This is a genomic window from Sphingomonas sp. BL-S-30 (genome assembly GCF_055521475.1).
In genome coordinates this window covers 758,053-777,486 of record NZ_CM145481.1, presented here as the reverse complement: position 1 = coordinate 777,486, position 19,434 = coordinate 758,053, and the positions used below count along the sequence as shown (strand labels likewise).

21 protein-coding genes are annotated in these 19,434 nt (G+C 66.9%); 7 read left to right on the top strand and 14 right to left on the bottom strand.

What is annotated here, in order from left to right; genetic code table 11:
• Window positions 1–152: 152 nt before the first annotated feature.
• On the bottom strand, window positions 153–2,288 hold the full coding sequence (locus ACZ1I5_RS03470; protein ID WP_465172348.1) for an outer membrane protein assembly factor BamB family protein: 2,136 nt from the start codon (window positions 2,286–2,288) through the stop codon (window positions 153–155).
• Window positions 2,289–2,534: 246 nt separating this feature from the next.
• Window positions 2,535–3,578 carry a helix-turn-helix domain-containing protein gene (locus tag ACZ1I5_RS03465; RefSeq protein ID WP_465172347.1) on the bottom strand — a complete coding sequence of 348 codons (1,044 nt, stop codon included), beginning with the start codon at window positions 3,576–3,578 and terminating at the stop codon, window positions 2,535–2,537.
• Between ACZ1I5_RS03465 and ACZ1I5_RS03460 the strand changes: the two genes are divergently transcribed.
• The 3 genes from ACZ1I5_RS03460 to ACZ1I5_RS03450 are packed head-to-tail and all read left to right on the top strand — an operon-like array spanning window position 3,568 to window position 5,370.
• Window positions 3,568–4,539 carry a catalase family peroxidase gene (locus ACZ1I5_RS03460; protein WP_465172346.1) on the top strand — a complete coding sequence of 324 codons (972 nt, stop codon included), beginning with the start codon at window positions 3,568–3,570 and terminating at the stop codon, window positions 4,537–4,539. The two genes, ACZ1I5_RS03465 and ACZ1I5_RS03460, sit on opposite strands and share 11 nt — an antisense overlap.
• Window positions 4,526–4,927, top strand: a complete 402-nt coding sequence (locus ACZ1I5_RS03455; RefSeq protein ID WP_465172345.1) for a cupin domain-containing protein — start codon at window positions 4,526–4,528, stop codon at window positions 4,925–4,927. Before ACZ1I5_RS03460 ends, ACZ1I5_RS03455 begins: the two co-directional genes overlap by 14 nt.
• Window positions 4,924–5,370, top strand: a complete 447-nt coding sequence (locus ACZ1I5_RS03450) for a carboxymuconolactone decarboxylase family protein (RefSeq protein WP_465172344.1) — start codon at window positions 4,924–4,926, stop codon at window positions 5,368–5,370. Before ACZ1I5_RS03455 ends, ACZ1I5_RS03450 begins: the two co-directional genes overlap by 4 nt.
• A gap of 79 nt (window positions 5,371–5,449) precedes the next feature.
• On the opposite strand, the gene ACZ1I5_RS03445 is transcribed toward ACZ1I5_RS03450, so the two are convergent.
• The 3 genes from ACZ1I5_RS03445 to uvrB all read right to left on the bottom strand — a co-directional run bounded on the left by ACZ1I5_RS03445 (window position 5,450) and on the right by uvrB (window position 8,351).
• The gene (locus ACZ1I5_RS03445; protein WP_465172343.1) at window positions 5,450–5,740 is read right to left on the bottom strand and encodes an addiction module antidote protein; all 291 of its coding nucleotides are present in this window, start codon (window positions 5,738–5,740) and stop codon (window positions 5,450–5,452) included.
• Window positions 5,715–6,080, bottom strand: a complete 366-nt coding sequence (locus tag ACZ1I5_RS03440) for a type II toxin-antitoxin system RelE/ParE family toxin (RefSeq protein ID WP_465172342.1) — start codon at window positions 6,078–6,080, stop codon at window positions 5,715–5,717. Before ACZ1I5_RS03440 ends, ACZ1I5_RS03445 begins: the two co-directional genes overlap by 26 nt.
• Window positions 6,081–6,158: 78 nt before the next feature.
• A complete protein-coding gene (gene uvrB, locus ACZ1I5_RS03435) occupies window positions 6,159–8,351 on the bottom strand; it encodes an excinuclease ABC subunit UvrB (RefSeq protein WP_465172341.1) in 2,193 nt (730 codons plus the stop codon).
• An 83-nt stretch (window positions 8,352–8,434) separates the two neighbouring features.
• Here uvrB and ACZ1I5_RS03430 point away from each other — a divergent pair, with 83 nt between their 5' ends.
• Window positions 8,435–8,878 carry a DUF3617 domain-containing protein gene (locus ACZ1I5_RS03430; RefSeq protein ID WP_465172340.1) on the top strand — a complete coding sequence of 148 codons (444 nt, stop codon included), beginning with the start codon at window positions 8,435–8,437 and terminating at the stop codon, window positions 8,876–8,878.
• Between the two features lie 30 nt (window positions 8,879–8,908).
• Here ACZ1I5_RS03430 and ACZ1I5_RS03425 read toward each other — a convergent pair whose 3' ends face one another.
• From ACZ1I5_RS03425 to ACZ1I5_RS03390, 8 genes are all read right to left on the bottom strand, one after another.
• A complete protein-coding gene (locus ACZ1I5_RS03425; RefSeq protein ID WP_465172339.1) occupies window positions 8,909–9,364 on the bottom strand; it encodes a hypothetical protein in 456 nt (151 codons plus the stop codon).
• A gap of 108 nt (window positions 9,365–9,472) precedes the next feature.
• Window positions 9,473–10,840, bottom strand: a complete 1,368-nt coding sequence (locus ACZ1I5_RS03420) for an MFS transporter (RefSeq protein ID WP_465172338.1) — start codon at window positions 10,838–10,840, stop codon at window positions 9,473–9,475.
• A gap of 31 nt (window positions 10,841–10,871) precedes the next feature.
• On the bottom strand, window positions 10,872–11,792 hold the full coding sequence (locus tag ACZ1I5_RS03415) for a DMT family transporter (RefSeq protein WP_465172337.1): 921 nt from the start codon (window positions 11,790–11,792) through the stop codon (window positions 10,872–10,874).
• 2 nt (window positions 11,793–11,794) lie between these two features.
• On the bottom strand, window positions 11,795–12,220 hold the full coding sequence (locus tag ACZ1I5_RS03410) for an endonuclease domain-containing protein (RefSeq protein ID WP_465172336.1): 426 nt from the start codon (window positions 12,218–12,220) through the stop codon (window positions 11,795–11,797).
• A gap of 66 nt (window positions 12,221–12,286) precedes the next feature.
• Complete coding sequence (locus tag ACZ1I5_RS03405) at window positions 12,287–12,772, bottom strand: hypothetical protein (RefSeq protein ID WP_465172335.1); 486 nt, start codon at window positions 12,770–12,772, stop codon at window positions 12,287–12,289.
• A 3-nt stretch (window positions 12,773–12,775) separates the two neighbouring features.
• On the bottom strand, window positions 12,776–14,296 hold the full coding sequence (locus ACZ1I5_RS03400) for a fumarate hydratase (RefSeq protein ID WP_465172334.1): 1,521 nt from the start codon (window positions 14,294–14,296) through the stop codon (window positions 12,776–12,778).
• Between the two features lie 83 nt (window positions 14,297–14,379).
• Entirely contained in the window at window positions 14,380–15,039 is a 660-nt protein-coding gene (locus tag ACZ1I5_RS03395) for a glutathione S-transferase family protein (protein WP_465172333.1), read from the bottom strand.
• Window positions 15,040–15,051: 12 nt separating this feature from the next.
• The gene (locus ACZ1I5_RS03390; protein WP_465172332.1) at window positions 15,052–15,696 is read right to left on the bottom strand and encodes a dihydrofolate reductase family protein; all 645 of its coding nucleotides are present in this window, start codon (window positions 15,694–15,696) and stop codon (window positions 15,052–15,054) included.
• Window positions 15,697–15,787: 91 nt separating this feature from the next.
• On the opposite strand from ACZ1I5_RS03390, the gene ACZ1I5_RS03385 reads away from it, so the two are divergent.
• A complete protein-coding gene (locus tag ACZ1I5_RS03385) occupies window positions 15,788–16,285 on the top strand; it encodes a winged helix-turn-helix transcriptional regulator (protein ID WP_465172331.1) in 498 nt (165 codons plus the stop codon).
• A gap of 148 nt (window positions 16,286–16,433) precedes the next feature.
• On the opposite strand, the gene ACZ1I5_RS03380 is transcribed toward ACZ1I5_RS03385, so the two are convergent.
• The gene (locus tag ACZ1I5_RS03380) at window positions 16,434–16,976 is read right to left on the bottom strand and encodes a hypothetical protein (RefSeq protein WP_465172330.1); all 543 of its coding nucleotides are present in this window, start codon (window positions 16,974–16,976) and stop codon (window positions 16,434–16,436) included.
• A gap of 181 nt (window positions 16,977–17,157) precedes the next feature.
• On the opposite strand from ACZ1I5_RS03380, the gene ACZ1I5_RS03375 reads away from it, so the two are divergent.
• The gene (locus tag ACZ1I5_RS03375; RefSeq protein WP_465172329.1) at window positions 17,158–17,823 is read left to right on the top strand and encodes a response regulator; all 666 of its coding nucleotides are present in this window, start codon (window positions 17,158–17,160) and stop codon (window positions 17,821–17,823) included.
• Window positions 17,820–19,187, top strand: coding sequence for an ATP-binding protein (locus tag ACZ1I5_RS03370; RefSeq protein WP_465172328.1), 1,368 nt, complete (start codon window positions 17,820–17,822; stop codon window positions 19,185–19,187). The genes ACZ1I5_RS03375 and ACZ1I5_RS03370 overlap by 4 nt, the downstream gene beginning before the upstream one ends.
• The last annotated feature ends 247 nt before the right edge of the window (window positions 19,188–19,434 follow it).

Here is a 19,434-nt window from a genome sequence, read left to right as displayed (position 1 = left end):
GGGTGTTTCGCAGTAGCAGGGACGGACGAGGCAACGGTGCCGAACCGTCATGGGAAAGAGCGAGCCGGCATTTCTTCAAACGCCGACTAGTCTCCACGATGCGACGATTCGGGCCGCGGTTGAATCGACCGTCCACAAGACCGTCTTCGCGATCAATCCGTGATCGGCGGACGCGGCGCTTCGGTTCGCGGCGCCCCCGCCGCACGAGGCGCTGGCAGGCGGTAGCAGATGAACTCTCCACCATCGAAACCCCCGCTGGCCAGCACGATATGCTGACGGCCACCGAGCATATAGGTCATCGGCGAGCCGGTCTGCGGCTGATCGAGAAAGACCGTGCCGACCTCGTGCCCCGTCATCTTGTCATAGGCGCGCAATCGCGCCGCCTTGCGCCCCTGCTCGTCGGTGAATTCGCCGCTGTCGCCGCAGATGACGAGGGTCTTGGTCACCAGGACGCCGAGGATGCCGGACTGGCCGGTGCGCGGGATGGTCACGCCCTTGAGGAGCGGGTTGTTCCGGATGAAGTCGGGCGTTTCGCCGTGCGCGACCTGCCAGAGCTTGGTGCCGTGCGTCAGGTCGAGGGCGGTGATCCGGCCGTAAGGCGGCTTCAGGATCGGCATGCCGCCGATGGTGAGCAGATCGGGCGTGATCGGGTCGTTCAGTCCGTCCTTCACGTTGGGCGCGACGGGCCCGCCGAGCCCCGCGCGTCCGCCCGGATTCGCCGATCCGCCAAAGGCCGCACCCATATTGTCGTTCGTGCCGCGCGACGTACTGCCTCCGGGGACAAGACGTCCATTGGGCAGCTGCCTGATCGCGTAATTCTGCAGCACGGTTTTCGAATAGATATAGAAGATGCCGGTTTCCGGATCGCAGCCGCCGCCGGCCCAGTTCGCGCCGCCCTGATTTTCCGGCGTCATCAGCGTGCCCCACGGCCCCTCGGGCTTCGCGATGGTCGGCGGCCGGTAGAGCCCGCCCAGCCGGTAGTGGCTGATGATCTCGAGCGCGCGTGCCTTCAGCTCGGGCGTCCAGTCGATCACGTCGTCAGCCGTGACGCCCTGGTGATCGAACGGCGGCGGGCGCGACGGCACGGGCTGAGTCGGCGCATAATATTCGCCGGGCACGTCGCCGGGCAGCACCTTCTCCTCGCGGATCGGCCAGACCGGTTTGCCCGTCGCGCGGTCGAGCACGAACAGGAAGGCCTGTTTGCTGGGCAGGGCCAGCGCCTTGATCACTTTCCGGCCCTGGCGGACATCCATCAGGACGGGCGCGCAGGCGATGTCGCGATCCCACAGCCCGTGATGCTCGGTCTGGAAATGCCAGCGGCGCTCGCCCGTTTCGATATCGAGCGCGACCAGGGTCTCGGTGAACAGCGCATCGCCGTGCCGGGTGAGGCCCATCCAGTCGGCCTGGGGCAGCTCGACCCCGGCATAGACGAGACCCAGCTCCGGATCGGCGGACATCATCGCCCACACGCCGGTGTTGGTCGCGGTCTCGGCCTGTCCCGGCTTGATCCAGGTGTCGTAGCCGAACTCGCCCTTTTTCGGCACGGTGTGGAAAATCCACTTCCGCTTGCCCGTGCGCACGTCGAAGCCGCGCAGATAGCCGGGGCCGGTCGAGGACGACGCGGTACCGACGACGACGGTGTCCCTCACCACCAGCGGCGGCGCGTGCAGCCCGACGACCGGCGCCTTGGGATCGACCTCGTGATCCCAGTCGAGCCGGAGATCCACTTCATTGCCCGTGCCGAACGCGGGATCGGGCAGGCCCGTCTTGATGTCGATCGAGATCAGCTGATAGCTTCGGGTGACGTACAGGATCCGCTCGACCGTGCCGTCGGTCCAATAGCCGACACCCCAGCCCGAGCCGCCGCGGGCGCCGAGCCGGCCCTTCTCGTCGTGGCGATAGGTCCAGATGAGCTGCCCGGTGGCGGCATCCATGCAGACCAGATAGCGGTCCACGCCCACGGTCCCGTAGAGGCGGCCCTTCACCACGGTCGGGGTGGCGTTGAAATAGGAATCCTTGCGAGCCCCGAAATTGTCGGTCTTGAACCGCCAGGCGACCTCCAGATTGTTGAAATTCCCGGCATCGATCTGGTCCAGGCCGGCATAGCGGGTGGAGGCCAGATCATTGCCATAACCGATCCAGTCGGTGTCCGCCGGCGGTTTGGCGGGTGCGGCCCCGGTGCCGCCGGTCAGCGCAGCTTGCGCCTCGGCGCGGGCCGCCCAGGGGGCGACGGCGAGTGCGGCAGCGGTGGACAGGAGAGCTTGGCGGCGGCTGATGGGAGTCGTCATGGTCACTTTCAACAAGCGCGAATGATAACGCCCAAGGTCCACCAGGAGCGTCGGACGACGCGAAAGCGCCGGCGGCGCGACTATGCATGAGTCACCGCCGCACGCAATGGGATTGTATAGTATATGATTCTGGGCTCGCCGTGCGGAGGGCGCCGATCGGTGAATGGCTTTTGAAAATCGACGCGAAATGCCGTGATCGACCCGCTCCTGGCGGCAGCTAACCGGGGACGCCGGTCGGCCCACACGTCAGCGGGGCGGACACCATGATTGCTGACGATAGATTTGCGGTGTCGTTCCCGTGGCGCGGCGGAAGGCGCGGGTGAAGGACGACTGGGACGAGAAACGACAGGCCAGCGCAATCTCGGCGATCGGCATCGTCCGCAGCGACAATAATGTCTTGGCGCGCTCGAGGCGCATGCGGCTCAGATAACGGTGTGGCGGCACGCCCGTGGTGCTGGTGAACATCCGAATGAAGTGAAAAGTGCTGAAGCACGCTGCCTGAGCCAGATCCTCGAGTCCGACATCGTCCTCGAGATGGGCGGTCATATAGTCGAAGACACGGCGCAGCCGTCTGCCGTCGAGCTTGTGGCCGCCCTCATCGCTTCCCGGGCTGCGCGCGTCGGCGGAATAGCTATCGACGACGCAAGCGGTCAGTTCGGTCGATAGCGTGTCGATCAATACGGAGCCCGCCGCGCTGGGCGCGTGGAGCTCGCGGAGCAACCCCGCGCCGATGCGGCGGAGGCGTTCGTCATAGAAGCCGCCGAGATACGGGACGGCCTCGGGACGACAGGCCGCGCCGCCGCGCACCTCGGAAAGGTCGACGAAGCGAGCCGGAGGCAGGTAGATGTGAAGCGCATCGTGCCATTCGGACAAGACGATATCGTCTTCCTGCACGCCTGCCGGGCAGAACCATAGTGTCCCTGGCTCCACCCGCGTATGCTGGCGGATGCGATCGCCGGTCCGGCTGACGACGCAATCCGGATCACATCCCGTCGCGATGGCGATTTCCAGATGCAGCGGCTGGAAGGACCCCACCTCGCCTTTCGGATGATGGCGATGATCCACCGCCAGTCCCCGCCACTCGCGAGCAGCGGACGAGGCCAGGATATCCCTGGCCCCATATTTGGCTCCGCCTTGATCTTCCAGTTGCATCACCAGAACTCCGCCGGAGCAGAAATCGGTATCGGCCCAAAATAGCAATTTGGGAACAGACTTGAGCGGCCCGCCTGGCGCAGCATCGATCGAACGACCGGGGAGAAGTTTCTTGGCTATTCGCTTGATGGCGACCACGATCGCGGCGCTGGGCTTCGCCTCCCTCTCGGCGAACGCGCAGACGGAACAGGCTCCTCCCAAACGCCTCCCGGCCCAGCTGGTCGAGGACTTCCATGGGGCCTTTGGCGACCATCATGCGCGTGCCATCCACACCAAGGGCGTCATCTTGCGGGGCCATTTCGAGCCCAGCCGCGATGCCAGCAGCTTGTCGATCGCCGCGGTATTCACGCACCCGGTACCGGTGATCGTCCGATTTTCGGATTTCACGGGCCTGCCGGATATTCCGGATACCAGCGGCAGCGCCAACCCGCGCGGTTTCGCGGTCAAGTTCCTGATTGCGGATGGGTCGAACCTCGACATCGTCAACCACAGCTTCAACGGCTTTCCGGTGAAGACAGCGGCAGAGTTCAGCACGCTTCTGCAGGCGCTCGGCCACAGCCCCGCAGGCACGGCCTCGCCGACGCCCTTCGAGACATTTCTCGGGTCGCACCCCGCGGCAAAAGCCTTTTTCACCACCCAGAAGCCGCCGCCGGAGAGCTTCGCGACCACGGCATTCTTCGGGGTCAACGCCTTCTTCTTCACCGACGCGGCGGGGAAAAGCCGGCCTGTCAGATATCGCTTCGTGCCCCAGGCGGGCGAGCATTATCTCAGTGACGCAGCGCTGCAGGGACGCACCCCGACCTATCTGATGGATGACATCACTGCCCGCGTCGTCAGGGCCCCGGTCCGGTTCACCTGGTTCGCGCAAATCGGCGAGGCCACCGACAAGATCGATGATCCGTCGGTGGCATGGCCCGAGAACCGGCGCCTGGTGAAGCTCGGCGTCATCACGATCGACCAGGCCGCGTCCAACTCGGCGGCTGCCGACCGGGACCTGCTGTTCCTGCCCGGCGCGTTGCCGCCGGGCATCGGCATCGCCGACCCGATGGTCACGATCCGCAATTCGGCCTATCCGGTTTCCTTCCATGAACGCCAATAGCGTCGCGGCCCTCTTCCTCCTCCTGGCTGCGCCGGCCGCCGCGCCGGTGCCCGAGGAAAGTGTCGCGCCGCTCGTCTCGCAGGCGCTTCCCGGCGTCCCAGGCAAGCGGTTCACCGCAGCCGTCGTAACCTTCCCGCCGGGAGCCCGCGCGGCGCCCCATCGGCATGGAAGCGCCTTCGTCTATGCCTATGTGCTCGCGGGCACCGTGCGGAGCCGGCTCGCGGGCGAGCCTGCGCGCACCTACCGCGTGGGCCAGGGCTGGACCGAGCAGCCCGGCGCGCATCATCTCCTCACCGCCAATGCCAGCGCGACCCTTCCCGCGCGCCTGCTGGTGACCTTCGTTTCCAGCGACGGCGAACCGCTCAAGATCACGGACGGCCACCCATGATGCGGCTCGACTATCAGCACCTCGCGCCGAACGGCATGAAGGCCCTTGGCGGCGTCTACATGTATGTCAGTGGCTGCGGGCTGCCCAAGGCACTCGTCGACCTGTCCTATCTGCGGGCCTCGCAGATCAACGGCTGCGCTTATTGTATCGACAGCCATAGCCGCGACCTCCTTGCCGCCGGCGTGCCTGCCGAGAAGCTGCTGCTGGTCTCCGCCTGGCGCGAGGCCGGCCCCCTCTTCAGCGAGCGCGAGCGTGCAGCACTCGCCTGGACCGAGGCGGTGACGCTGGTGGCGAGCACCCGAATTTCCGACGACCTGTTCGCGACGGTCAGCGCCCAGTTCTCCGAAAAGGAAGTCGCCGACCTGACCCTGTCGATCGGTCTCATCAACGCCTATAACCGGATCGCCATCAGCTTCCGGCGCGGCCCCGACGCCCGCCCCTGACCCGGCAGGCGACTGCCGCCAAACTCGATATGCCGACGGCCGCAGATCTACCCGGGGACGCGGAGACGCGCGGCCGCGATCAGGCAGCCGCCCGGCCGACGCTCAACCGCAACCCCATCGCGGCCAATACCGAGGTCAACGTCTCCAGCGTCGGATTGCCGTTCGCCGAAAGGGCGGCGTACAGCGCCTGGCGACCGACGCCCGTTTTACGGGACAATTCGGTCATGCCCTTCGACCGCGCCACATCTCCCAAAGCCTGGGCAATGGCTCCGGGGTCGCCGCCCTCCATCGACGCGTCGAGGTAAGCAATGATATCCTCTTCGGTCTCGAGGTATTCCGCCGGATCAAACGGTGTCGTCTTGAGTGCCATCTCGCGCTCGCTCCGCCAATTGAATCGCTGCCCGGATGTCCCGGTTCTGACTGTCCTTCTCGCCACCAGCAAGCAGCAGGACCACCACATCGCCGACGTACATGAAATAAGCCCGATACCCTGGGCCAAAGAACATCCTCAGTTCGTAAACACCTTCACCGACCGATTTCACATCCCCGATATTGCCGTCGGCGAGGCGCCGAAGCCGTGCGAGGATGCGGGCACGCCCGACACGATCACGCAGGCTGGTAAGCCACCGGCCGAAATCCTCCGACTGCTCGATCGCGTACTTTTGTCCTTTATACAGGACAAACGAGGAAATATCAAACTCGTCGGACATGCAATCATCCCGGACGATTCTGCGGAATGGATTTCCGTCAGCGGAGGGAAATCAGTATATCCGAACAAATAGAGAACATCAACGCCTTCCCCCACCCATCCGCATCTTCTGGCTCTTGCCGTAGCGCGTCTTGCGTGTGCCCGGCTTGCCCTCGTTGGAGCGGCCCATCACCGGGGCACGGTGCTCGTCTGCCGGCAAGCCTAGCTCCTCCGCTTCCAGCGACCTGATCTCGTCGCGCAGGCGGCCGGCCGTTTCGAACTCGAGGTCCGCAGCAGCCGCGCGCATCTGTTTTTCGAGGTCCTCGATATAGGCGCGCAGATTGTGGCCGACCATGTGCGGCCGGTCCTCGTCGATCTCGATCGTGACCTGGTCGCGGCTTGCCACATCCTGGATGATGTCGCCGATGTTGCGGCGGATCGTCTGCGGGGTGATGCCGTGCTCTTCATTGTAGATCAGCTGCTTCTCGCGGCGCCGGTTGGTCTCGTTCATCGCGCGCTCCATCGAGCCCGTGATACGATCGGCATAGAGGATCACCCGCCCGTCGACGTTGCGCGCCGCGCGGCCGATCGTCTGGATCAGCGAGGTCTCGGAGCGCAGGAACCCTTCCTTGTCGGCGTCGAGAATCGCGACCAGCCCGCATTCGGGGATATCGAGCCCCTCGCGCAGCAGGTTGATGCCGACCAGCACGTCATAGACGCCGAGCCGGAGGTCGCGGATCAGTTCGATACGCTCCAGCGTCTCGACGTCGGAATGCATGTAGCGGACCTTGATGCCCGCCTCGTGCATGAACTCGGTGAGATCCTCCGCCATGCGCTTGGTCAAGGTCGTGACCAGGGTGCGATACCCTGCCTCCGCCGTCTTCTTTGCCTCGACGATCAGGTCCTGCACCTGCTCCTCGACCGGCTTGATCTCGATCGGCGGATCGATCAGCCCGGTGGGGCGGATGACCTGCTCGGCGAAGACGCCGCCGGTCTGCTCCATCTCCCACCCGCCCGGCGTGGCCGAGACATAAGTGGTCTGGGGGCGCATCGCCTCCCATTCGTTGAAGCGCAAAGGCCGGTTGTCGATCGCCGAGGGCAGGCGGAAGCCATATTCGGCGAGCGTCAGTTTTCGGCGGTGATCGCCGCGCGACATACCGTTGATCTGGCCGATCGTGACATGACTTTCGTCGACGAACAGCAGGGCATTGTCGGGCAGATATTCGAACAACGTCGGCGGCGGCTCGCCCGGCATACGCCCGGTGAGGAAGCGCGAATAATTCTCGATGCCCGCGCAGCTTCCCGTCGCCGCGATCATCTCGAGGTCGAAATTGGTGCGCTGCTCGAGCCGCTGCGCCTCGAGCAGCTTTCCTTCGGGGATCAGCTCCTTCAGCCGCTCGGCGAGCTCGTGCTTGATCGCCTCCATCGCCTGCTTCAGCGTCGGGCCGGGCGTGACGTAGTGGCTGTTGGCATAGACGCGCACATAATCGAGGCTCGCGACCTTCTTGCCGGTCAGCGGATCGAACTCGACGATCTCCTCGATATCGTCGCCGAAGAAGGACACGCGCCAGGCAGTGTCTTCATAATGCGACGGGAAGATCTCCAGGTTGGAGCCCTTCACCCGGAAATTGCCGCGCTGGAACGCCGCGTCGTTGCGCTTGTACTGGAGCGAGACGAGCTTGCGCACGATCTCGCGCTGGTCGACCGTCTGGCCCTTCTTCAGGTCGAAGATCATCGCCGAATAGGTCTCGACCGAGCCGATGCCGTAGAGGCAGGAGACCGAGGCGACGATGATCACGTCGTCGCGTTCGAGCAATGCGCGCGTCGCCGAATGGCGCATCCGGTCGATCGATTCGTTCACCGAGCTTTCCTTCTCGATGTACGTGTCCGACCGCGGCACATAGGCCTCGGGCTGGTAATAATCATAATAGCTGACGAAATATTCGACGGCATTCTCGGGAAAGAAGCTCTTGAACTCGCCATAGAGCTGCGCCGCGAGGATCTTGTTCGGGGCGAGCACCAAAGCCGGGCGCTGCACGGCCTCGATCACCTTGGCCATGGTGAAGGTCTTGCCCGATCCGGTCACGCCGAGCAGCACCTGATCGCGCTCGCCCGCTTCGGTCTGTTCGACCAGCTCGGCGATCGCCGTCGGCTGGTCGCCCGAGGGCGTATATTCGGAGACGAGCTTGAACTTCTTGCCGCCCTCCGCCTTGGGCGGGCGCGCGGGCCGATGCGGAACGAAGCTGACGCCCGTTTCGGGCTCTTCGAGGCTGGTGCGAATCTGGATTGCCATAGTCAGCGAATATGGGGAGGAAGACGCCAACCCGCAACGAACGGGATCGGTCGCGTGTCACTTCCGTTTCGGAGTAAAATGCGATGAACAGGTTCCTTGCCGCCGCGCCCTTGCTGCTCCTCCTCGCCGCCTCGGGCAGCCTGCCGATCCAGCCGGGCAAATGGCAGACGACGGTCACCATTCTCGACGTCCAGATGGAGGGCGGGCCTCCGGGCGTAGCCGCCGGGATGCGCGGCCAGCCGCCGCAGGTCGCCACGGCGTGCGTCACGCCGCAACAGGCAGCGAACGGGCCGCGCAGCGTGATGGAGGCGAGCAAGGGCAAGTGCCAGTACACCAGCTTCAACGCGAGCGGCGGCCGGCTGACCGGGGTGATGGCCTGCACTTTCGGCAGCGGCGGCATGACCGTCACGTCGAACGGGACCTATACGGCGACGTCGCTCGACATCAGCGGCACGTCGGTGATGACGGGCAGGATGCGCATGACGACCAGGACGCATACGGTCGCCCGGCGCATCGGCGCCTGCTGAACCGGATCGGCGGCGCCTGATTCGGGCCGTTCAGCCGGTCCGCCGATAGGCGACGCGCCACATCACCAGCCCGATCGCCGCCGACATGCCCGCGAGGATCACGCAGCTTGCGATCGCGCCGATCCAGCGGAACAGCAAGGTGTACGTGTCGGTCGCGGGCAGGGCGAACAGGCCGAAGCCATAGGTCTGGCCGCCGAGGAACAGCGCGACCCCGCAAAGCCCGCCGATCAGCGCGGCGGTGGCCGGGCCGCGCCGGTTCAGGGCATGCGCGACGAGCCACAAGGGCGCGGCGACCGCGACCGCCGTCATTACCGTAATCACCATACCGATGACGAACCCGACGGCGACGCCGAGCAGCGACGGCGGCCCGCCGATCGCGACCAGGATACTGGCGAACGCGCCGCCCATCAGGGCACCCGCGCCGAGCGACAGCCCGGCGCGATCCAATGTCGTGTCATATCCGCGCAGCGCGACCCGCTCGGCCAATGTCCTTCCCCCCCGGTGCCGGTTGCATATCACCGCGGCGCGCCGGGCCCAAGCCCCTCCGTTTCGGGTTCCTCCCGGTTCCTCGGCGTCGCTCGAACGAACGCGGGGCTAGACCTGCTTAACCCGCACCAGCAGCCACCCGCACAGCCCCGCACCTGCTGCCATCGCCGCCGCCGCGAGCGCCGCGCCGTGGAACGCGCCGAGCGACACGCCGCGCCCGTCGCCGGTCAGCACCAGTCCGATCAGCGCCACCGCGATCATGCCGCCGATCCGCGCGGTCGCGTTATTGACGCCCGAGGCAGCGCCGGTGTGGCGGTGATCGACCGCGGCCATCACGGTCGTGGTCAGCGGCGCGACGGCCGTCGTCATGCCGATCCCCACCAGCATCATGCCCGGCAGCACGTGGCGGACATAGTCGATGCCCTCGCCCGGCATCGTCGCGAACAGCGCGAAGCCGGCGCCCGTCACCATCGGCCCGATCGCCAGCAGCGGCCTGGCGCCGACCTTCGCCGCCAGCGCGCCGATGCTGCGGGAACCGAGGCCCATGATCAGCGGCAGGGGCAGCACCGCCGTGCCCGCCGCCGCCGCGCTCCAGCCATGCGCGATCAGCAGATAGGGGAGCAGCAACAGCGAGCCCGACAATGCGGCATAGAGCAGGAAGGTGAGCAGGGTCAGGCCGGTAAAGGTCCGCGTGCCGAACAAAGCGAGCGGCACCATCGCGCGGTCGCCAAGCCGCGCCTCGAGTGCGACGAACGCGACCAGCGCGATCGTGCCGCCGCCGATCATCGCGGCGCCAGTGCCGCGATCGTGCGCGGTCATCAGGGTCAGGCCCCAGACGAGCAGGCCGAGCCCGACCGTCGCGAGCGCGGCACCGTACCAGTCGGGCGGGGTCGCATCCTTGTCGTGCCCGCCGGGGACATAGCGCCAGCCCATCACGAACGCCGCCGCCGCGATCGGCAGGATCAGCGCGAAGATCGAGCGCCAGCCGACATGATCGACCAGCCAGCCGCCGAGTACCGGCCCGATCGCGCCGCCGATCGCGCCGGCCGCGGCCCAGGTGCCGATCGCCCGGGCGCGCGCGGCGCCCTCGAAATCGGCGCCGAGGATCGCGAGGCTCGCCGGCACCAGCAGCGCGGCACCGATCCCCTGTCCGATCCGCGCGGCGATCAGCCAGCCGAGCGTCGGCGCGGCCATGCAACCGAGCGTGGTGACGGCGAAGGCCAGCAAGCCCCAGAGGAAGGTGCGCTTGCGCCCGACCCCGTCGGCCAGCGCCCCGCCGATCAGCACCAAGGCCGACAGGGGCAGCATGAAACCGTTGACGATCCACTGCACCCCGCTGCTGTCGGCGCCAAGGCCGCGCGCCATCGCCGGCAGCGCGACATTGACCACCGATCCGTCGATCATCGCGACGCTCGACCCGAGCACGGTGGCGATCAGCGCACCGGTACTCCCCGCCTTCCGGCCCGCGTCCGTCATCGATCAGCTCCCGGCTCTCATGGTGTTCACTCTATAACGCGCCGGCCAGCGCCAGGACCACGCCCGTCACCACCAGGACCAGGCCGAGCCCTTCGCTGCGCATCATGCGCTCGCCGAGATAGAAGCGCGAAAAGGCGAAGGTGAAGGCGACCTCGACCTGGCCGACGATGCGCACCAACGCCACCGGCGCGGTGGCGAACCCGGTGAACCAGCAGGCCGATCCGAGCGAGGACAGCAGCCCGACCTGCCCCGCAACACGCCATTCGGCGAACACGGTGCGGACCTGATCGCGTTCGCGCAGCATCAGATAGCTGCCCTGCATCAGCACCTGCAGGCTGGCCGTCACCGCGAGCACGATCAGCGCGGCCTGGATCGGATCGGGGGTCGCCACCTCCCGCGTCGCGCGGCGGATGGCGATGGCGGTCAGCGCGAAGAAGAAGCCCGAGGCGATGCCGCACAGCGCTGCGGGCTGGCCGAGCGCGCGGAGGAAATCCACCGGCCCCATGCGCTTGCCGCCGGTCGACAGCACCATCACGCCGATGACGCCGCAGCCGATGCCGGCCCAGCTCAGCGGGCTCAGCCTTTCGCCGAGCAGCAGGAAGGACAGGATGGCGCCCTGCACGGCCTCGGTCTTCGAATAGGCGGTGCCGACGACGAAGTTGCGATAGCCGAATGCCAGGAGCAGCAAATTGGTCGCCACGATCTGCGCCAGCCCGCCGGCGGCGCAGAACAGGAGGAAGCGATGACCCAGCGCCGGGAAGCCACCCGACGCAAAAACCAGCTCGTACCCCGCGACCAGCATCAGGGCGAAAGGCAGGCCATAGAGATACCGCACCAGCCCGGCGGCGTTCACCGACATGCCGTGGCTGACGCGCTTCTGCACAGCGGTCCGCCACGCCTGCAGCGCGCCGGCGACGACGGTCGCCGGCAGCCAGATGGGAGAGGTGATCAACCCTATTCCTCCCCATGCGAAGCATCGGGAGGGGGACCATTCGCCTCTTCCGGCGAATGGTGGAGGGGAAGGCGCGACAATTGTTCGTGACATACGGCCATTATCCCGCGGGTAACGCTGTCCAGATCGTTCATCACCAGGGTCGCGGGAATGCGCAGGACCCGGAAGCCCTGCTCAGCACACCACGCGTCGCGCTCGATGTCGCGCGCGGGCTGATCTCCTCGATTATGCGCTTCCCCATCCACCTCGATGACGAGCCGCGCCGCCGGGCAGTAGAAATCGAGAACATATCGCCCTGTCGGGTGCTGCCGCCGAAACTTGAAGTCATCGGGCCGGCCACGCAGCCATTGCCACAGTTGCACCTCCGGCGCCGTCATCACGCGGCGTAATTTCCTCGCACGTTCCACAATCTTGCGGCTGGCCGGCATTTCCCCTCCACCGCGCAAGAGCGCGGTTCCCCTCCCCATCTGCGATGGGGAGGAAAGGTGACGTGGTCAATCCACCACCCGCGCCGCCACCGTCGTCGCGAGGAATGCCAGAATCGCCGCTTCGTCCTTCTTCGCGGTCCAGGTGCCCAGCCGCCAGAGCAATCCCCCGAACGCCATCATGCCGAGCGGGATCGCCAGGAACGGCAGCATCTCGCCGAGCGGCGCGCCGGACGCGATCATGCTGCCACCGGCCAGCCCCAGGAACAATGTCAGGAACCCGAACCAGCACCCCATGAACAGCCGCGCGCTGGCCGGGGTGCCGATCTTGCCCTCGATCCGGGTGCCGCCACCGGCGGGCTCCATCGTCGCGGTCAGGCTGGTCTGGAAGCTGTTCTGGATGTTGGGGCGGAAATAGAACAGCGTCATGTCCTGTTCCGAGCCCTGGCCCGTCACGCCCTTGGCCGGCTTCGTGGTCCGATCGCCCAGCACGTCCTTCAGTTTCGTCGCGATCGCGTCGGGCGCGAGCGGGGACTGGAGGACGATGCGGGCCATGCGTCAGACGCCCGCCAGCAATTTCTCCCGCGCGATCTTCTCGCGCCAGACCAGCGGCGCGAGCTGGTGGACATTCTGTCCCCCGCTGTCGACCGCCACCGTCACCGGGAAATCGCTGACCTCGAAGTCGTAGATCGCTTCCATGCCGAGGTCCTCGAAGCCGACGATCTTCGAACCCTTGATCGCGCGTGCGACGAGATAGGCCGCGCCGCCGACCGCCATCAGATAGGCGGACTGGTGGTCGCGGATCGCCTCCACCGCGGCCGGGCCCCGCTCGGCCTTGCCGACCATCGCGAGCAGGCCCTGCTCCAGCATCATGCGGGTGAACTTGTCCATGCGCGTCGCCGTCGTGGGGCCCGCCGGGCCGACCACTTCCTCGCCGACCGGATCGACCGGGCCGACATAATAGATCACCCGGCCCTTGAACTCGACCGGCAGCTCCTCGCCGGCGTCGAGCATGTCCTTGATGCGCTTGTGCGCGGCGTCACGGCCGGTGAGCATCTTGCCGTTGAGCAGCAGCCGGTCGCCATGCTTCCAGCGCTGCACCACCTCCGGCGTCAGCGTGTCGAGATCGACCCGGATCGCCGCCTGATCGGGCTGCCAGTTCACATCGGGCCATTCGTCGAGCTTCGGCGCCTCGAGATAGACCGGACCCGACCCATCGAGCGTGAAATGCGCGTGGCGGGTCGCCGCGCAGTTCGGGATCATCGCCACCGGCTTGGACGCGGCGTGCGTCGGCCAGTCGAAAATCTTCACGTCGAGGATGGTCGAGAGCCCACCCAGCCCCTGCGCGCCGATGCCGAGCGCGTTGACCGCGTCGAAGATCTGGATGCGCAGCGTCTCGATGTCGTTGCGCGGCCCGCGCTGCTTCAATTGCGCCATGTCGATCGGCCCCATCAGGCTTTCCTTGGCGAGCAGCATGGCCTTTTCCGCGGTGCCGCCGATGCCGATGCCGAGCATGCCCGGCGGGCACCAGCCGGCGCCCATCTGCGGGATCATCTCGAGCACCCAGTCGAGGATCGAATCGCTCGGGTTCATCATCTTGAACTTGGACTTGTTCTCGGAGCCGCCGCCCTTCGCCGCGACATCGACCGAGACCTTGCTGCCGGGCACCATCTCGACGTGCAGGACGCTCGGCGTATTGTCCTTCGTGTTGCGGCGGGTGAAGGCCGGATCGGCGAGGATCGAGGCGCGCAGCTTGTTCTCCGGATGGAGATAGGCGCGGCGCACGCCCTCATCGACCACTTCCTGAAGCGACCTGTCCGACTCCAGCCGGCAATCCTGGCCCCATTTCACGAACACCGTGACGATGCCGGTATCCTGGCAGATCGGGCGATGCCCCTCGGCGCACATGCGGCTGTTGGTCAGGATCTGCGCGATCGCATCCTTGGCCGCCGGGCTCTGCTCCGCCTCATACGCCACGCCCAGGGCGCGGATATAATCCATCGGGTGGTAATAGCTGATGAACTGCAGCGCGTCGGCCACGCTCTCGATCAGGTCGGCTTCGCGGATGATGGTGGTCATATCGGGTCCGTGCGGTGGTGAGTCGCACGACGCCTTATGCGCGCAGCCCGGCGCGGCCAAGGGGGGCAGCCCGACAGAGGCGCTCAATCCCGGTCGGTCGGCGCCCCCAGCGGGAAATAATGCCGATAGGGCCGCGCCTCGTCCAGCGCCCGGGCATAGGACGGCCGCGCGAGCAGGCGGGTCCGGTACGCCCAGACATTGGCGAACCGCTCCGGGATCGCATGAGTCCAGTCGGCATAGAGCAAGGCTGGCGCCGCCGCGCAGTCGGCCATGCTGAACGCGCCGCCCGCGGCCCATTCGCGCCCTTCCAACCAGCTGTCCAGCCACGCATAGGCATTGTCGAGCATAGCCTTCGCCTCGGCGACGCCATAGGGGTCGTGATTGCCTTCCGGGCGGATGAAATCGAACACGACGCGGCCCTGGCTGTTCATCACATAATTGTCGAAGAAGCGGTCGAGCATGCGCACCTCGATCGCGGCATCGGGATCGTCCGGGATCAGCCGTACCGGGCCGGGATAGTGCACCCCTAGATATTCGATGATCACGGTCGCTTCCGCCACCATCCGCTCACCGTCCATCAGCAGCGGGAAGCGCTTCATCGGCCACAGGGCAGCGAACGCGCTCGCCACGGGCTCGCTGCCGTCGAGCAGCTTGTAGTCGAAGGGAATGTCGTTCTCGTACAGCGCGACTAGGGCCTTGTGGCAATAGGACGACAACGGATGGGCGTAGAGCGCGAGCGTCATGTCGATTTCTCCTTATTGCTTCGTCAGCACGATGTGCGTCGCGTTCTCGCCCAGGACCTGCTCGCCGACCTTATAGCCGAGCGCCGGCAGATCGAGCCCGACGAACAGCGCCTCGCCCTTGCCGATGAGCATGGGCGAAATCGCGAGATGCGCTTCGTCGATCGCGCCGAGGGTCAGATATTCGCGGATCGTCTCGGCGCCACCACCGATGCGGATATCGCGGTCGCCGGCCGCCTCGCGGGCGAGCCGCAGCGCTTCTTCGGCCCCCTCGGTGACGAAATGGAAGACGGTGCCGCCGTCCATCTCGAGCGGTGGACGGGCATAATGGGTGAGAACGAACACCGGGCAATGATAAGGCGGCGTGTCGCCCCACCAGCCCTCCCAGCCATCATCGGTCCAGTCGCCGCGGCTATGGGCGAACATGTTGCGGCCCATTATCCAGGCGCCGAGGCCCTCCATCGAGCGGGAAGCGAAACCCTCGTCAATACCGGTCGACCCGCCGTCCTGGCCGAACATCGTGCGGAAGGTTTTGGTGGCAAAGGCCCATTGGTGCAGCCCCTCGACGCCCACGCCCATGGGATTTGCCAGGCTCTGCTCGATACCAGCACCAAAGCCGTCCACCGAAATCGAATAGGCGTTTACGCGAACCCTGGTCATCACGCTCTCCCTGAAAATGCTGTCGGCTCAAACCGCTTTCGAATCACAACCGGTTGTCTTCTAGCAAACCGATCCTATATTGCAACCAGTCATGACGATCCATATCGACGATCCGCGATCGGGCTGTCCGATCAACCTTACCATCCAGGCGCTGGGCGATCGATGGAGCCTGATCGTCATTCGCGACATCATGTTCGGCCATCGCCGCCATTTCCGCGAGCTGCTGGGCGCGTCGGAGGAACGGATCGCCTCGAACATCCTGGCCGACCGGCTGAAGAAGCTGGTCGCGGCGGGCTTTCTCGCCATCACCGACGATCCGAGCCACAAGCAGAAGCATTTCTACAGTCTGACCGAGCCGGCGATCCAGCTCGTGCCGCTGATGGCGCAGCTCGGCGCCTGGGGCCGGCGGCACCTGCCGGTCACGCCCGACCTGGCGATTCGCGCGCAGCTGCTGGAGGAAGGCGGCCCCGAGATGTGGGCGGATTTCATGGACGAGCTGCGTACCGAGCATCTCGGCACGCCGCCGACGGGCCGGCCGAGCGTCGCGATGCGGCTTCAGGCGGCCTATGAGGCGATCAGGGGGGCGTAAGCTCGGTCTGCCCCCACTCACATCCGTCACCCCGGGCTTGTCCCGGGGTCCATCCATCCGCGAGCGCAACGCCCGATTATGGATGTTGCGCCTCGCCGCAGAATGGATGCCGGAACAAGTCCGGCATGACGGAGGAGACGTTGGGCTGTTACCCGGCGCTGTTGCCGACAGTCGCGGCCGGAGCAGCGGGCGGCGGCGCGTCACGCCCGCCGCGATCCGGACCGTCCGGGCCATCGCGACCAGGACCATCTGGACCACCATGACGCCCGTCATGGCCGCGAGGCTCATGGCCCCTTGGCCCGAGCGGCGTCACGGTGCCGTCTGCCGCAACCAGGAAGGACGCGCGCAGCATGCCGTCTTGCTTATGGCCCTGCACCGTCACCACATTTCCCGCGGTGACCAGCGCGTCGGATCGCGGCCCGCCCTCGATCATCGTGCGGCCGCTCCCATCAGCCAGGATGAAGTTGGATCCATACACCTCTCCCACCTTGCCGCGCACGGTGACCAGGCCCTCGCCGGTCTTGAGCGAGGCGATCGCGACGGGGTTGAGCGGCGCGACCTCGATCGAGGGGCCGGCCATGCGCGCGGCGGTAGCGCCCACGGCACCGCCCGCGCCGAGCAGGGCGATGGCGGCAAGCGCCATTTGAAGCGATGGCTTGCGGACGGGTTTCGCGGTGATGTCTTCAGTCATTCGGTTTCACTCCATGGGTTTTGAGTGACGCCGTGATAGCGATGCGTGCCCACGCCCCGCTGAACCTCCCCGTTCAGTTTCGGTTTAAGGCGCGGGCTTAGCGATTGGGCGGATACCCCTCCCCCGTTCGGGCTGAGCGAACGGAGAGGGGGCGCCTCAGCGCAAAGGAGAAAGGACCCGGATGCGCATCCTGCTGGTCGAGGACGACACCACGCTCGCCGACGGCATCGCCCGCGCGTTGCGCGCGGAGAATTTCGCGGTCGATATCGCCGGCAATGGCGAGGACGGCGCGCATCTCGGCGATACCGGCCTCTATGACGCCGCCGTGCTCGATCTCGGCCTGCCGGTGAAGCCGGGCATCGCGGTGCTGCAGGAATGGCGCGCCGCCGGGCGCAGCCTGCCCGTGCTGATCCTCACCGCGCGTGACGGCTGGTCGGACAAGGTCGAGGGCTTCCGCGCCGGGGCCGACGATTATCTGACCAAGCCGTTCCGCGTCGAGGAACTGGTGATGCGCCTGCGCGCCCTGATCCGCCGTGCCGCCGGCCATTCCGCCACGGTAATCGCCTGCGGTCCGCTGCGCTTCGACGCCCAGACCGGCCAGTTCGAGCTCGACCGCCTGCCCCTGAAGCTCACCGCGCTCGAATGGCGCGTCCTCTCCGCGCTGATGCTGCGCAAGGAAGCGGTGATCGACCGGCTCGACCTGCTCGACCATGCTTATGAGAGCGATGCCGATCCCGATTCCAACTCGCTCGAGGTGATCATCGGCCGGTTGCGGCGGAAGATCGGCCGCGACCTGATCGAGACGGTGCGCGGCCGCGGCTATCGCCTGACGGCGACTCAGCCATGAGGCTGATGCCGCGCTCGCTGTTCGGCCGGCTCGCCGCCCTCGCCGCGCTCGCGACGATCGCCGCGCTGGCCTTTGCCGCGCTGGCGATCGGCGCGGTGCTCGAACGCTTCGTCATGCAGGGCCTCGACCAGCGCCTCGACGCCCAGGTCGCGCTGCTGGCCACGGCGGTCGGCCCGGACGGGTCAGTGGATCGCGCACGCATCGTCTCGCCCGCGCCGTTCAACCGCACCGGATCGGGCTGGGGCTGGCGGATCGACGCCCCCGCCGTCACCCTCGCCTCGGCCGACCTGCCCCAGATCGAGCAACCCCCGCCCCCGGACGCGGACGGCCATCACCGCCGCCGGCACGCGCCAAGCGAGCCCCAGCCGCTCGACTGGCGCGACGCGACGGGGGGCGCCCGCCACGCCCGCAGCCTGACCGTCCAGACCAGCGCCGGCCCGGTCCGAATCGCTGCCTCGGCCCCACGCGCGATCGTCGAGCGGCCGCTGCGGGCCGCCATGACGCCATTGCTGGGCTCGCTCGCCCTGCTCGGCCTCGCGCTCGGCGCGGCGACATTGGTCCAGCTTCGCCTCGGCCTGCGCCCGCTCGCGGCGCTGAGGGCTTCGCTTGCCTCGGTCCGCGCCGGGCAGGCGCAGGCCGTACCCGCCGACCAGCCCGCCGAACTCCAGCCGCTCGCGAAGGAGCTCAACGCCCTGCTGGCCGAGAATGCCGCCGCCCTCGCCAATGCCCGCGGCCATGTCGCCAATCTGGCGCACGGGCTGAAGACGCCGCTCGCCGCGCTTGCGCTGCGCCTGAACGAGCAGGGCCGCGACCCGGACGGGGCGATGGCAGCCGAAGTCGCGCGAATCGACCGCTCGATCCGGCACCATCTCGGCCGCGCCCGCGCCGATGCCTCGGGCGGAGCGGCGCGGCGCAGTACCCCGATCGAACCGGCGGTCGACGGCGTCGCCGGGGCGCTCGCCCGAATCCATGCCGACCGCGCCATCGTCTTTACCCGCTCTATCCCCGCCGGCCTCGCTGTGGCGATCGACCCGCAGGATCTGGACGAGCTGCTCGGCAATCTGCTCGACAATGCCTGGCGCTGGGCCGCCGGCCGAATCGCGCTGACGGCCGAAGCCGGTCCCCCAGGCCGGGTGCGAATCGTCATCGAGGATGATGGCCCCGGCATCGCCGCCGCGGACCGCGCCGAGGCGCTGCGCCCCGGCCGCCGACTCGACGAAAGCGGCGACGGGCACGGCTTCGGCCTCTCCATCGTGCGCGAACTGGCCGAACTCCACGGCGGCACCCTGGCGCTGGAGGCATCCCCCTCGGGCGGGCTGCGCGCGATCGTTACGCTGCCGGTAGCCGGAGCCGGTGGAATGTGAAAATTTAGTCATGTTCCATGTTCGTTCTCTTGCCTTTCACGAACCCCGCAGAACTCCACGCGTCGCTGCGCTGCACCGTTTTGGCGATGCCATGAACCGACTCAAATTAGCGACGAACCGAGTCTCGCAACTGTCATTTACCGTCTTGCGTCCCCGCCGGAATGGGCACAATCTGTTGGGGTTGAGTTCGGGGGCGAACCCAAGAACTGGTAGAACGACCACCGCGACCCCATATTGCGGCATGCTT